Below are 14412 nucleotides of genomic sequence, written 5' to 3' on the forward strand. Positions count from 1 at the left end.
GATGCCGCTTCGTACAGTCACCCTTCTCGGAGCGACCGGCTCCGTCGGACGTTCGGTTCGCGACATCGTCTCGGAAAACCCGGAGCGGCTGGCGATCCGAACGGTTGTCGGCGGCCGGGATGCAACGGCGCTGGCGCACGTCGCGATCGAAACGGGAGCCTCCTTCGCCGCATTGGCGGACGAGGCTGGTGGCCCGGCATTGCGGGAGGCGCTGGCGGGCACGGGTGTTGCGAGCGGGGCAGGGCGAACGGCCGTGCTGGAGGCCGTGGCGCGTCCCGCCGATATCGTCGTCAGCGCGATTTCAGGCGCGGCGGGGCTGGAGGCGACTTTCGCCGCGCTTTTGCCCGGGCGAACAATCGCGCTCGCCAACAAGGAAAGCCTGGTTTGCGCCGGCGAGGCCGTCATGACCCGGGCTGCCCAGGTCGATGCGCGTCTGTTGCCGCTCGATTCCGAACATAACGCGCTGTTCCAGGTTCTCGGGACGGAGCCTCTCTCCGCGGTCCACAGCATGACCCTGACTGCGTCGGGTGGTCCTTTCCGGACCTGGAGCGCGGAGCGGATCGCTGCGGCCGGACCCGAGCAGGCGCTGAAGCATCCGAATTATGCGATGGGTGCCAAGATCACCGTCGATTCCGCAAGCATGATGAACAAGGGGCTCGAGCTGATCGAGGCCCGCTTCCTGTTCGGGCTGGAAGCCGATCAACTCGACGTCCTTGTCCACCCGCAGCAAATCGTACACGGGCTGGTCACGTTCCGGGACGGTTCGGTGAGTGCCGGCATGGCCTTGCCGGATATGCGGGTTGCTGCGGCCCATTGTCTCGGCATCGATGGCCGCCTCGATGCGCCGCCAGCCCGGTTCCTCGATCTTGCGACCTCGGCACCGCTGAGCTTCGAGAGACCGGACCTCGACCGGTTTCCGGCGCTCGGCCTTGCGATGGCTGCATTGCGCGAAGGGGGAGCCATGCCCGCCGTGCTCAACGCTGCGAATGAAGTGGCCGTTGCAGCATTTCTGGCCGGGCGGCTGCGCTTTGCCGGAATCCCCGCGCTTGTCGAGGCGGTCTGCGCAGCCATGCCTGCGGCAAGAGAACCCCCGCGCGATGTCGCGGCCGCGCTGGCCGTTGACCAAGATTCCAGACGCCGGGCCGCCTCGCTCTTGTCGCAAGCGCCGTTCACTGCCACCTAAGGACGAGGAACGGGAGAGTTCGATGGAATTTGCGGCGTCACTTTGGAATGCCGGGCATTTCGCGCTGGGCTATCTGGTGCCGTTCCTGTTCGTTCTCACCCTCGTCGTCTTCGTCCACGAGCTTGGACATTTTCTCGTCGGCCGCTGGTGCGGCGTCGACGTGCAGACGTTCTCGATCGGCTTCGGGCGGGAGTTGTTCGGCTTCACCGATCGCCACGGTACGCGCTGGCGTTTCGCGCTGATTCCGCTCGGCGGGTATGTGAAATTCTCGGGCGACGCGGATGCTGCGAGCGCCCCCGATGACGCGGCCGTGCAACGGATGACGCCCGAGGAGCGCGCCCGCTCGCTTCCGGCACAGTCGATCGGTGAACGCGCAGCCATCGTCGCTGCCGGCCCGATCGCCAATTTCCTGCTGGCGATCATGATCTTCGCCGGAACGATCTTCTTGTTCGGCAAGCAGGTGCTGATCCCGCGCGTCGACGCCGTCGTGGCCGGGAGTGTTGCAGAGACTGCCGGGCTCAAGGCCGGCGACATCGTCATTGCGATCGACGGGCACAAGGTCGACAGCTTCTCCGAGATGCAGCGCATCATTTCCACCCGGCCGGAGGAGCGTCTGACGGTCACGGTGGATCGCAGCGGCAGCACGCTGAATCTGCCGGTCACGCCGGCTCTGTCCGAGCTCAAGACGCCGGTCGGGACGCAGCGCATCGGCGTCATCGGAGTCAGGGCCTCGCCGAAGCCCGAAGATTGGACGACGCAGCGCTTCGGCGTGATCGATTCCCTGCGGATGGGCGTTTCCGAGACCTGGTTCGTCGTCACCCGCACCTACGACTATATCGCGAAGCTGCTGAAGGGGCGCGAATCCACCGACCAGCTCTCCGGTCCGATTCGGATCGCCCAGGTTTCCGGCCTCGTCGCTTCCAGTGGCGGCCTGCTCGGGCTGATGAATCTCGCGGCGATCCTGTCCGTTTCGATCGGGCTGATGAATCTTTTGCCGGTGCCGATGCTCGATGGCGGCCACCTGATGTTTTACCTCTACGAAGCGCTGCGCGGCCGCCCGCTCAGCCCTCGCGCGCAGGAAATCGGCTTCCGGCTGGGGCTTGCCCTGGTGCTCATGCTGATGTTGTTCGTGACCTGGAACGACATCGTTCACGTGCGTGGAATGCTCTGAAATCCGGGTATCCGTGGCGCTTTGCGGCGAAATCACGGCACGCCGCGTGGCCCGTCCGCAACGAGATCGTTAAAAATCCTTTGTTAACGATGATCGCGGTTTGCACCCTGCTGGAAACTTTGTAGAAGCGATTGAACCGCAATGTCCCCGTGCTGCTGTCTTCTGACGGCGGTCCCCGTTCGGGGTGGTGACCCAGAGATATGGAATAGGCGACCCGATGACGTCGACCCAACAGAGCCGGCCGACCAAACTGCGGCTCTCTCGATCGATCGGACTTTCGGCTTTGATGCTGGCCGTGAGTGGTGGTGTGGCGTTTGCGCAGGCTGTGGTCGTCCACGGCAATCGGCGCGTCGATGCGGAGACCATCCGCTCCTATGCCGCCGGACGGGAGAACCCCCAGGAGATTCGCGAGAGCCTTCTCGCCACCGGCCTGTTCAGCAATGTTCAGGTCAGCCGCCGCGGTTCCCAGACCGTCGTGACGGTTCAGGAGCAGAACGGCACGGTCAACCGCGTCGCTTTCGAAGGTAACCGTCGCCTCAAGGGCGATCAGCTTGCGCCGCTGGTGCAGTCCAAGGCCGGCGGTCCGCTCAGCCAGGCGCTGATCGATTCCGATGTCCAGCGCCTGCGCGAGGCCTATCGCCGCGCCGGCTATGGCCTGTCCTCGGTCAGCGGCCGCATCGCGCCGCTGCCGAATGGTCGCCAGGACGTGGTCTTCACCATCAACGAGAGTGGCAAGACCGGCATCAAGTCGATCAATTTCAGCGGCAACGCGGCTTATTCGTCGAGCCGCCTGCGCGGCCTGATGAGCTCGACCGAGTCGAATTTCCTGAGCTGGATCAAGACCTCCGACGTCTACGATCCGGACCGGATCAGCTCCGATCTCGACCTCATCCGCCGCTTCTACCTGAAGAACGGCTTTGCCGACTTCCAGGTCGTCAACAATACGGCTCGCTTCGATGACGCGGCCGGCGGTTGGGTCGTCGACATCCAGGTCGAGGAAGGCCCGCAATACAAGGTCGGCAACGTCGCCGTCGATTCCGCGCTGCGCGATATCGATCAGGCGGCGCTTCAGCGCTACGTCGCGACGTCGGCGGGCGATACCTACAATGCCGAGGCGGTCGAGAAGTCGCTGGTTGCGCTGACGACCGAGGTTGCTCGTCGCGGCCATGCCTTCGCCCAGGTCCGCCCGCGCGGCGATCGCGATGCGTCCGGCCGCACCATCGGCATCACCTACGTCGTCGACGAAGGGCCGCGGGTCTATGTCGAGCGCATCAATGTGCGCGGCAACACCCGCACCCGCGACTATGTGGTTCGCCGTGAGCTCGATCTCGGTGAGGGCGATGCCTACAACAAGGTGATGATCGACCGCGCCGAGCGCCGTCTCAACAATCTCGGCTTCTTCAACAAGGTCCGGATCACCAACGAGCCCGGCTCGGCGCCGGATCGTGTCGTCCTCAACATCGATGTCGAGGACAAGGCGACCGGTTCGTTCTCCATCGCCGGCGGTTATTCGACCTCGGACGGCATCATCGGCGAAGTCTCGCTGTCGGAGTCGAACTTCCTCGGCCGTGGTCAGTTCGTCCGCATCGCGGGCACGCTCGGCCAGCGCACGCAGGGCATCGATTTCTCGTTCACCGAGCCCTATTTCCTGGGCTATCGCGTGGCGGCCGGCATCGACCTGTTCTCGAAGTACAACGACAATTACAACACCGGCCGTTTCGAGAGCCGCGTGACGGGTGGTCAGCTGCGCTTCACCTTCCCGATCACGGAAGAGTTCTCGATCACGCCGCGCTACTCGCTCTACCAGACCAATATTACCATTCCGAACGAGGCCAATCGCCCCTATAACGATTGTAGCTTCCCGATCCCCGGCATTACGCCGACGGGCGGCCCCACCGACTTCTATAACTGCGTGACCAACGGTGAAGCCACGGTGGCGGTCAAGGAAGCGCAGGGCGACACCCTGACTTCGCTCGTCGGCCTGAACTTCAACTACAATTCGCTCGACAGCGTGCAGAACCCGCGCAACGGCTTCATCGCGGAGCTGAAGCCGGAATTCGCCGGCCTCGGTGGCGACTCCAAGTTCCTCCGTATCGCGGCCGATGCGCGCTACTATCGCGAGATCTTCGACGACGTCGTCGGCTTCCTCCGCGTTCAGGGCGGCCACGTCCAGGCGACCAGCGGCAATCTGCGGATGGCCGACCACTACTTCCTCGGACCGACACTGGTTCGCGGTTTCGCGCCGTCCGGCATCGGTCCGCGCGACGTGCTGAACGACCCGACCGCGAACGCCGTGGGTGGCACCACCTATTTCGGCGGCACCGTCGAGGTGCAGTTCCCGATCTGGGGTCTGCCGCGCGATCTCGGTCTGCGGGGCGCGGTCTTCGCCGATGCCGGCACGCTGTTCAACTATGATGGCGGATCGGGCGTTGTTACGAACCCGGCCTTTGCCGGCTGCCCGGCCGGGTCGACGGCCCGTCAGTACGCTGTCTTTGTTCAGCCGAACTCTGCCCAGTCGAACGTCGGTTGTATCCGCGACAAGAACATCTTGCGCTCGTCGGTGGGTGTGAGCTTGCTCTGGCAGTCGCCGCTGGGTCCGATCCGGTTCGACTACGCCTATGCTCTGACCAAGGACGACGGTCAGTTTGGCGTGAATCCGGCCACCGGCTTGGCCGGCAAGTACGGCGGCGACCGTCTGCAGGCCTTCCGCTTCTCGGGCGGCACCCGCTTCTGACGCAGCGGGGCCAAGCGCCCCGCTCCGGACCTCATCATGGCAGATCCCATCTTCTTTCCTTTCGCGGCCTCGCTCGATTTCGGCGAGGTCGCAAGCATTTCGGGCGCGCAATTGCCCGCAGGCACCGAAGCGGCGCGCCGCGTCGAGGGGGCGGCGGCCCTGGAAATGGCCGGCCCGTCCGACCTCGCCTATATGGATAATCCCAAATACACCGAGGCGCTGGCGGCAACGAAGGCGGGGCTGTGCCTGGTTTCGCCGCGCTTCGCCGACCGCGTTCCTGCGGGCACGGTCGCCCTGGTCTCGCCTGCGCCGTATCACGCCTTCGCCAAGGTTCTGGCGCGGTGCTTTCCCACGGCTTTGCGACCCGAATCCGTGTTCGCGTCCCAGGGCGTGGCGCCCGGAGCCATCGTTCATGCCACGGCGGTTCTCGAGCCCGGCGTCACGGTCGACCCTGGCGCCGTCATTGGCCCCGGCGCCGAAGTCGGAGCAGGCACCGTCGTTGCATCGCATGCGGTGATTGGTCCGCAGGTTCGGATCGGCCGCAATTGCTCGATCGGAGCAGGCAGCACCATCCAGTCCGCGCTGATCGGCAACCGCGTGATCATCCATCCCGGCGCCCGCATCGGGCAGGATGGCTTCGGTTTCGCCATGAGCCCGAAAGGACATATGAAGGTGCCGCAGGTCGGCCGCGTCATCATCCAGGATGATGTCGAGGTCGGCGCCAATAGCTGCATTGATCGCGGCGCCAGCCGCGATACGGTGATCGGCGAAGGTACGAAGATCGATAACCTTGTCCAGATCGGGCATAACTGCGTTATCGGCCGCCATTGCGTGATCTGTGCTCAGGTCGGCCTCGCCGGCTCCTCGACGCTTGAGGACTTCGTCGTGCTCGGCGGCCAGGTCGGTCTGGCCGGGCATCTCACGGTCGGGGCCGGTGCCCAGATTGCCGCTCAGAGCGGTGTCGCCGGCGATGTTCCGCGCGGCTCGCGTTATGGCGGCTATCCAGCTCAGCCGGCGCTGGCATGGGCGCGGGAGAGCGCCTTGCTCAAGACGCTGGTCGCCAAGCGCGGCCGGAAATCCGACACGCCCGAGGAGTGAAGCCGGCCAGCCGGATAGCGGCGAACAAGCTCTGGGTTCCTTCTTTCGCAGTGCTGAGAAATTTATGTTGCCGAAGCTGCCCGGTTTCCGGCAAACGGGCGGAACGCTTTGGAATTGCTGCCGATTGCGGAAGCGGTTTTCGCAATCGATCGTGTTGAAGAGAGTGCGAGGCGCCGCTCAGGGACGGGGCCCGGGAGAAGACAGACGATGAGCGAGGCGACGACGACGCTGGGTGTGATCGACATCCAGAAGATCATGGCCAGCATTCCCCACCGCTACCCTTTTCTGCTGGTCGATCGGGTTGTCGAGATCAACGGCGACGAATCCGGCGTCGGCATCAAGAACGTGACTGTCAATGAGCCGCAGTTTACGGGCCATTTCCCGGAGAACCCGGTTTTTCCGGGCGTCCTGATGATCGAAGCCATGGCGCAGACCGCCGGCGTGCTGGTTGTCAATGCACGGGCTGTAGGTGAGCAGGAGGTCAAGACGGTCCTGTTCACGACGATCGATAAGGCCAAGTTCCGCAAGCCGGTTATCCCGGGCGACACGCTGCGCTTCCACCTCACCAAGCTCGCCCGCAAGCGCAACATCTGGTTCTACCGCGGCGAGGCGCGGGTGGAGGGCGTGCTCGTGGCCGAGGCCGAGATTTCGGCAATGGTCGTCTGAGCCACCAGCAGTGCAGCGAGATCAGGATTCGGTGCCGATGAGCTCTTCGATTCACCCGATGGCGATCGTCGATCCCAAGGCCCAGCTCGGGGCGGGGGTCCAGATCGGACCGTTCTGCACGGTCGGCCCCGATGTCGTGCTGGGGGATGGCGTCGAGCTCGTCAGCCATGTCGTCGTCGCCGGCCGCACCACGATCGGTCCCCGCACGCGGATCTATCCCTTCGCCTCGATCGGTCATCCGCCGCAGGATGTGAAGTACCGGGGAGAGCCTTCGACGCTCACCATCGGCGCGGATTGCCAGATCCGCGAGGGCGTTACCATGAATCCAGGCACGGAAGGTGGCGGGATGGTGACCTCCGTCGGTGACCGCTGCTTCTTTTTGGCCAACTGCCATGTCGGCCATGACAGCCGCCTCGGCAACAACGTCATCTTCTCGAACAACGTGATGTGCGCCGGTCATGTCACGGTCGGCAACTTCGTCGTCGTCGGCGGCGGCGCTGGCTTGCAGCAGTTCATCCGTATCGGCGATCATGCCTTCATCGGCGGCGGCGCGGGAGTGTTGAGCGATGTCATTCCCTTCGGCACCATACGCGACAACCCCGCCCACCTTGTCGGGTTGAATCTCGTCGGCCTGAAGCGCCGCGGCTTTACGCGCGAGCAGATCCACGAGCTGCGCCGCGCCTACCGCCTGCTCTTCGCCGATGAAGGAACCTTGACCGAGCGGGTCGAGGACGTCGCGTCCGAGTTCGCCTCGCATCCGCTGGTCCACGAGATCCTGGATTTCATCAGGGAAGGTGGCGACAAGGCGCTCTGCATGCCGCACGACGTCGCTTCGACGGAGCGGTGAGCGCCGCGGGAACCGCACGCGGCCCGCTCGTGCTGATCGCGGGCGCAGGCGAGTACCCAGTCCGATTGGCCCGAAGCCTCGCCGACCATGGCGAGCGGCCCTTCATCGCGGCGCTGGAAGGCGCGGCCGACCCTGCTGCTTTCGCCGATGCCGATGTGCAGAGTTACCGTCTCGGCCAGCTCGGCAGCCTGCTCGGTGAGCTGCGTCGACGCGGCATCGCTGACATCGTCATGCTGGGAAGCCTGCCGCGACCCAGCTTCGGGGCGCTGCGGCCTGAAGCCTCGACCTTGAAGTATCTGCCTTACTTCGCCCGTGCCTTCCAGGGTGGCGACGACCATCTCTTGCGCGGCGTCGTCCGTTTCTTCGAAGAGCAGGGCTTCTGCGTCCATGGCCCGGCGGATATCGCGCCGGAGCTGACCGTACCGCCAGGGCCGCTCGGCCGCAGGCAGGCGGCGGCCGGGCAGCAGGCCCTGCTCGAGCGTGGGTTTTCGCTGCTGGCGGCGCTGTCGCCGTTCGATGTCGGCCAGGCGGCGATCCTCGCCGACCACCGGGTCATCGCGATCGAGGCCGCCGAGGGCACCGACGCGATGATCAAGCGCGTGGCGGATCTCGTCGCGCGGGGACGCCTCAAGATCGGCAAGGGCGACGGTGTTCTCGTGAAGGCTCCGAAGATGGGGCAGGATCTCCGCGTCGATATGCCGGCCATCGGCCCGGACACCCTGCGCAACATCGCCGAGGCGGGCCTGTCGGGCATCGGGCTCAAGGCAGGCGAGGTGTTGGTCGGCGACCGCGCGGCGCTTGGGCGGCAGGCGGATCAGCTTGGCCTGTTCATCGAGGGTATCGCCTGATGCGACCCTTCAAGCTCGCCATCATCGCGGGCGAGGCCTCTGGCGATGCGCTCGCCCTGCGCTTCATGGCGGCCCTGCACGAGCGATTGGGCGATCGCCCCATCGAGCTGCGCGGCGTCGGCGATCACGGCCTGCCGCAAGCGGGGCTGCTGCCGTTCTTTCCGCAAGCCGATATCGCGGTGATGGGCTTCGGCCCCGTGATTGCGCGTCTGCCGCTGCTCCTGCGGCGGATGGAGGACGCAGCCCGTGGGATCGCCGACTTCCAGCCCGATCTGCTGCTGACGATCGATAGCCCTGACTTTTGCCTGCGCGTGGCGAAGAAGGTTCGCGCGCGGGCCCCTCACGTCCCGATCGCGCACTGGGTTTGCCCAAGCGTCTGGGCCTGGCGCTCCGGTCGGGCGCGTCGCATGGCGCCGCATGTCGATCGCATCCTGGCGCTGCTGCCTTTCGAACCAGCTGCTCTCGCGCGACTTCGCGGTCCTGAGACGATCTATGTCGGCCATCCGTTGATGGAGCGCCTCGCCGAATTGCGGCCGAACCCGGCCGAGCAAGGTGCCCGGGATGATGCGGTGCAGCCGCAGGTGCTGGTCCTGCCCGGCAGCCGGCGCTCCGAAATCCACCATTTGATGCCGGTTTTTGGCGAGGCGGTCGCACGGGTTGCGGCGGCTGTTCCCGGCGCGCGCTTTGTTCTGCCGGCCGTCGCCCGACTCCAGCCGATGATCGCGGAGGCGGCGGCGCGCTGGTCGGTTGCGCCGGAGATCGTCAGCGGCGAGGCGGCCAAGCTCGCCGCCTTCCGTGAAGCCCGGGCGGCTCTGGCCGCCTCCGGCACCGTGACGCTCGAATTGGCCTTGTCCGGCGTGCCGACGGTTGCGGCCTATCGCGGGGCAGGCTGGGAGGCAGTGCTAGCCCGACGGCTCGTCAAACTGCCGAGCGTGATCCTGCCGAATCTGATTCTTGGTCGGAACGTCGTCCCGGAGTTCATCCAGGAGGATGCGATGGCGGAGGCCTTGAGCCGGCATTTGCTGGCGGCGCTTGCCGAGGGCCCCGAACGGCAGGCGCAGCTCGATGGCTTCGCCGAGGTTGAGACCATCATGCGCTCGGCCGGGCCGAGCCCGGCCGCCAACGCCGTCGAAGCGGCGTTAGCGCTGGTCGCCTCGCAGGTCCGTCGCGAAGCTTGAGCCTCAATCAAGCGGCCTTTTGACGGAAACACGCCGTCATTCCGGGCTTGACCCGGAATCCATCGAAGGGGTGGCGCTCTACGATGGATTCCGGATCGGCGCCGCTGACGCGGCTTGTCCGGAATGACGGCGTGTTTCGATGCAAAAGAGCTGACCCTAGAGCCAGCTTACTCGACGACCGCGCCGGACGCCTTGGCGATCGGCGCCCATTTGGCGAGCTCGGTCTTGACGTGCTCGCCGAGTTGCTCCGGCGTCGAACCGACGATGTCGGCGCTGACGTCGTTGAGCCTCTTCTTCACATTCTCGTCCTTGAGCGCCTGGTTGGCGGCCTGGTTGATCTTCTCGACGATCGGGCGGGGCATGTTCGCCGGCCCGAACAGGGCGTTCCAGGTATAGGTCTCGTAGCCGGCAAGCCCGCCCTCGGCGATGGTCGGGATCTCCGGGAAGGAGGGGACCCGTTCCTTGGTGGTGACGCCGATCGCCCTGAGCTGGCCGTTGCGAATGAACTGGGCCGAGGAGGGCAGGTTGTCGAACATGATCGGCACCGCACCGGCGACGACGTCGTTCAGCGCTGGGCCGGCGCCACGATAGGGCACATGGTTCATCTGGACGCCGCCGAGCGACTTGAACAGCTCGCCGGAGAGGTGCAGCGGCGTGCCGACGCCGGAGGAGGCGTAGGAGTACTTGCCCGGATTGTCCTTCAGCACCTGCAGCATCTCCTTCACCGTTTTGGCCGGGAAGTCGGGATGCACCACCATCACGTTGGGAACGATCGCGAGCAGGGAGATCGGGGTGAAGTCCTTCACCGCATCGAAGGTGACGGTCTTCAGGATCGCCGGGTTGAGGGCATGCGTCGAGATCGTGCCGAGCAGGAGGGTGTAGCCGTCCGGCGCGGCGCGGGCGACGGCGGTGGAGCCGATATTGCCGCCGGCCCCGGCCCGGTTCTCGATCACCACGTTCTGGCCGAGCAGCTCGCTCATCTTCTGGCCGACGAGGCGCGCGACGATATCGGTCGAGCCGCCGGCGGCGAAGGGCACGACCAGTGTGATCGGGCGGGTGGGGTAGGCGGCCTGGGCCTGGGCCTGCGTGCCGGCGAGGCTCGCGGCTCCGGCGCCGATCAGGAAGCTGCGGCGGTCGAGAAGGTGGTTTTCGGTCATGCACGGGTCTCCGTTGGGAGACGCAACTTTACTCTGAGATGCCTGCGGATCACCCGCGCGACTTTCATCAATCATCTGAAACAATAAGGGCGCGGTGGAGACCACCGCGCCCTTTCTGGTGTCAGCGATGCGTCGCGCTCAGCGGCGGCCGATCGGCGTGTAGTCGCGCTGCGGCGAGCCGGTGTAGAGCTGGCGCGGGCGGCCGATCTTCTGGGACGGATCCTCGATCATCTCCTTCCACTGCGCGATCCAGCCGACGGTGCGGGCGACGGCGAAGAGCACGGTGAACATCGAGGTCGGGAAGCCCATCGCCTTCAGCGTGATGCCCGAATAGAAATCGATGTTCGGATAGAGCTTCTTCTCGATGAAGTACTCGTCGTGCAGCGCGATGCGCTCCAGCTCGACGGCGACGTCCAGCAGCGGGTCGTCCTTGATGCCGAGCTCGTTCAGCACCTCATGCGTGGTCTTCTGCATGATCTTGGCGCGCGGGTCGTAGTTCTTGTAGACCCGGTGGCCGAAGCCCATCAGGCGGAACGGATCGTTCTTGTCCTTGGCCTTGGCGATGTATTTCGGGATGTTGTCGACGGTCCCGATCTCCTCGAGCATCTTGAGCGCCGCCTCATTGGCGCCGCCATGGGCGGGCCCCCACAGGCAGGCCGTGCCGGCCGCGATGCAGGCGAAGGGGTTGGCGCCCGAGGAGCCGGCGAGACGCACGGTCGAGGTCGAGGCGTTCTGCTCGTGGTCGGCGTGCAGGATGAAGATCCGGTCGAGCGCGCGCGACAGCACCGGGTTGACCTTGTACTCTTCGGCCGGCACCGCGAAGCACATGCGCAGGAAGTTCGAAGTGTAGTCCAGCGAGTTCAGCGGATACACGAAGGGCTGGCCGACGGTGTACTTGAACGCCATCGCCGCCAGCGTCGGCACCTTCGCGATCATGCGCATCGAGGCGATCATGCGCTGATGCGGGTCCGAGATGTCGGTGGAGTCGTGATAGAAGGCCGACATCGCGCCGATCGAGCCGACCATGACGGCCATCGGGTGCGCGTCGCGGCGGAAGCCCTGGAAGAAGCGGGCCATCTGCTCATGCACCATAGTGTGGCGCGTGACGCGATAGTCGAAATCGGCCTTCTGCGCGGCCGTCGGCAGCTCGCCGTAAAGCAGCAGATAGCAGGTCTCGAGGAAGTCGCCGTGCTCGGCGAGCTGCTCGATCGGGTAGCCGCGATAGAGCAGCACGCCCTGGTCGCCATCGATATAGGTGATCTGCGACTCGCAGCTCGCCGTCGAGGTGAAGCCGGGGTCGTAGGTGAACATGCCGGTCTGGGCGTAGAGCTTGCCGATGTCGATGACGGCAGGGCCGACCGACCCTTGCTTGATCGCCATGTCGACGGTCTTGTCGCCGACCTGGAGCTGGCTGGTGTTTCCGCTCATCGATACCGATCCTTTCAAGGCTCGCTGCTGTTCAGCCCCTGTTTCACCTGCCAGCTGGCGCTGTCGCGCCAAGCTTCCTCCATCCGAAGGCCGCGATATGACGGGAACATGTCGAAGGCGGAGATAGAAGGTGACCCATGTGACTGATTTACAAGCAATATTCGTGCCCCGCCACGGTGTGGCCGCGCAACGCACTTGCGCGTCACTAGACCATTTGCCCAGTGCATTCAACCAAGCCTAAAGGCGATTGGAACCGCGTCTCGCTCATATCCGCGTGAGCAGGCGCATTCTGGTGTCGCGACGGGATTTCGTCATTGCGAGCACCCAGGTCTTGCCTGCGTATCGGCCCTCGGCTGGTGCTGAGCTCGCGTCATGACGGGAGGCTCTTCCCCTCCCCCTTGTGGGGAGGGGATAGGGGTGGGGGTCGGACGACGGGGTGCAGCGCGGTGACGTGAGGCGGCGCTGGTCGAGCGAGATTTTGGACCGGTCACCAGGCGGAGCGACCCCCACCCCCATCCCCTCCCCACAAGGGGGAGGGGAAGAGCGCGCGACCATCTCGATCGCGTGCTGCACCGCGCGGATTGGCCGCCGGCCGGTGCTGAACTCCAATGACGAAATCCCGTCGCGACGCCGGAGCGCGGCTGCCGTTCACGCGACCTGGTCGGCGAGCCGCGCCAGCGTCTCTTCGCGGCCGAGCACGGCCATCACGTCGAACAGCCCAGGCGACATGGCCCGGCCGGTCAGCGCGGCGCGCAGCGGCTGCGCCGCCTGGCCGAGCTTGATACCGCTTTCCTCGACATAGGCGCGCACGGCCGCCTCCAGCGGCGCAGGCTCCCAGTCGCCGACGGCGGCGAGTTTTTCGGCGATCTGCGGCAGGCGTTGGCGCGCGGCTTCGTCGAGCAGGCTCTTGGCCTTGTCGTCGAGCTGCAGCGGGCGCGGGGCGTAGAGATAGAAGGCGCTGTCGAGCAGCTCGACCAGCGTCTTGGCGCGCTCCTTGAGGCCGGGCATCGCGGCGAGGAACTTCGCTTCGAGCTCCGGCGACAGCGTCGCGCCGAGACCGCGCGCCGGGCCGATCTCCGGCAGGATCACCTTGAGCGCGTCGAGGAGCTCTCGCTCGCTCGACTGGCGCATGTAGAGCCCGTTGAGGTTCTCCAGCTTGGCGTAGTCGAAGCGCGCCGGCGAGCGGCCGATCGAGGACAGGTTGAAGGCGTCGATCATCTCCTGGGTCGAGAAGACCTCCTGGTCGCCATGGCTCCAGCCCAGCCGCACCAGATAGTTGCGCAGTGCCGCCGGCAGATAGCCCATCGAGCGATAGGCATCGATACCGAGCGCGCCGTGGCGCTTCGAGAGCTTGGCGCCGTCCGGTCCATGGATCAGCGGGATATGCGATAGGCTCGGCACGTCCCAGCCGAGCGCGCTGTAGATCTGGGTCTGGCGGGCGGCGTTGGTGAGATGGTCGTCGCCGCGGATGACATGGGTCACGCCCATATCGTGGTCGTCGACCACGACGGCGAGCATATAGGTCGGCGTGCCATCCGAGCGCAGCAGCACGAGGTCGTCGAGATTCTCGTTCTGCCAGACGACGCGGCCCTGCACCTCATCGTTCACCACGGTCTCGCCGGTCTGCGGCGCCTTGAGGCGGATGACGGGCTTCACGTCGGTTGGCGCGGTCGCCGGGTCGCGGTCGCGCCAGCGCCCGTCATAGCGCAGCGGCTTGCCCTCGGCGCGCGCCTTCTCGCGCATCTCCTCGAGCTCGGCCGGGGTGGCGTAGCAGTAATAGGCCTTGCCGGCGGCGAGCATCTGCTCGGCCACCTCGCGGTGGCGCGCCGCGCGCTGGAACTGATAGACGGTCTGGCCGTCCCAATCGAGGCCGAGCCATTCCAGCCCATCGAGGATCGCGGCGATGGCGGCTTCGGTCGAGCGCTCGCGGTCGGTGTCTTCGATGCGCAGCAGCATCTTGCCGCCTTGCCGGCGGGCATAGAGCCAGTTGAACAGCGCCGTGCGGGCTCCGCCGATATGCAGGAATCCGGTGGGCGAGGGCGCAAAGCGCGTGACGACGGCGTTGCTCATGGGGAGGCGACTCCGGCCGGGCGGCAGCAACC

11 protein-coding genes are annotated in these 14412 nt (G+C 65.8%); 8 read left to right on the forward strand and 3 right to left on the reverse strand.

Annotated elements, in window-relative coordinates; genetic code table 11:
* Position 1: 1 nt before the first annotated feature.
* The 8 genes from dxr (at position 2) to lpxB (ending at position 9725) form a co-directional block, all read left to right on the forward strand.
* Complete coding sequence (gene dxr / locus FQV39_RS02310) at positions 2–1183, forward strand: 1-deoxy-D-xylulose-5-phosphate reductoisomerase (protein ID WP_149128834.1); 1182 nt, start codon at positions 2–4, stop codon at positions 1181–1183.
* A gap of 22 nt (positions 1184–1205) precedes the next feature.
* Positions 1206–2354, forward strand: a complete 1149-nt coding sequence (rseP, locus tag FQV39_RS02315; RefSeq protein ID WP_149128835.1) for an RIP metalloprotease RseP — start codon at positions 1206–1208, stop codon at positions 2352–2354.
* 217 nt (positions 2355–2571) lie between these two features.
* On the forward strand, positions 2572–5088 hold the full coding sequence (gene bamA, locus FQV39_RS02320) for an outer membrane protein assembly factor BamA (protein ID WP_149128836.1): 2517 nt from the start codon (positions 2572–2574) through the stop codon (positions 5086–5088).
* Between the two features lie 36 nt (positions 5089–5124).
* Positions 5125–6186 carry a UDP-3-O-(3-hydroxymyristoyl)glucosamine N-acyltransferase gene (gene lpxD / locus FQV39_RS02325; RefSeq protein ID WP_149128837.1) on the forward strand — a complete coding sequence of 354 codons (1062 nt, stop codon included), beginning with the start codon at positions 5125–5127 and terminating at the stop codon, positions 6184–6186.
* Positions 6187–6393: 207 nt separating this feature from the next.
* A complete protein-coding gene (fabZ, locus tag FQV39_RS02330; RefSeq protein ID WP_149128838.1) occupies positions 6394–6852 on the forward strand; it encodes a 3-hydroxyacyl-ACP dehydratase FabZ in 459 nt (152 codons plus the stop codon).
* 37 nt (positions 6853–6889) lie between these two features.
* Positions 6890–7699: an acyl-ACP--UDP-N-acetylglucosamine O-acyltransferase gene (gene lpxA, locus FQV39_RS02335; RefSeq protein ID WP_149128839.1), complete on the forward strand. Its 810-nt coding sequence runs from the start codon at positions 6890–6892 to the stop codon at positions 7697–7699.
* A complete protein-coding gene (locus FQV39_RS02340) occupies positions 7696–8547 on the forward strand; it encodes an LpxI family protein (protein WP_149128840.1) in 852 nt (283 codons plus the stop codon). The genes lpxA and FQV39_RS02340 overlap by 4 nt, the downstream gene beginning before the upstream one ends.
* Positions 8547–9725: a lipid-A-disaccharide synthase gene (lpxB, locus tag FQV39_RS02345; RefSeq protein WP_149128841.1), complete on the forward strand. Its 1179-nt coding sequence runs from the start codon at positions 8547–8549 to the stop codon at positions 9723–9725. Before FQV39_RS02340 ends, lpxB begins: the two co-directional genes overlap by 1 nt.
* A gap of 167 nt (positions 9726–9892) precedes the next feature.
* Here the strand turns inward: lpxB and FQV39_RS02350 are convergent, their stop codons facing one another.
* The 3 genes from FQV39_RS02350 to gltX form a co-directional block, all read right to left on the reverse strand.
* A complete protein-coding gene (locus tag FQV39_RS02350; RefSeq protein WP_149128842.1) occupies positions 9893–10882 on the reverse strand; it encodes a Bug family tripartite tricarboxylate transporter substrate binding protein in 990 nt (329 codons plus the stop codon).
* A gap of 138 nt (positions 10883–11020) precedes the next feature.
* Positions 11021–12310, reverse strand: a complete 1290-nt coding sequence (gltA, locus tag FQV39_RS02355; RefSeq protein ID WP_149128843.1) for a citrate synthase — start codon at positions 12308–12310, stop codon at positions 11021–11023.
* A 648-nt stretch (positions 12311–12958) separates the two neighbouring features.
* The gene (gene gltX / locus FQV39_RS02360) at positions 12959–14380 is read right to left on the reverse strand and encodes a glutamate--tRNA ligase (protein WP_149128844.1); all 1422 of its coding nucleotides are present in this window, start codon (positions 14378–14380) and stop codon (positions 12959–12961) included.
* Positions 14381–14412: the final 32 nt, after the last annotated feature.

This window comes from Bosea sp. F3-2, assembly GCF_008253865.1.
In the GTDB taxonomy this organism is placed as follows: domain Bacteria; phylum Pseudomonadota; class Alphaproteobacteria; order Rhizobiales; family Beijerinckiaceae; genus Allobosea.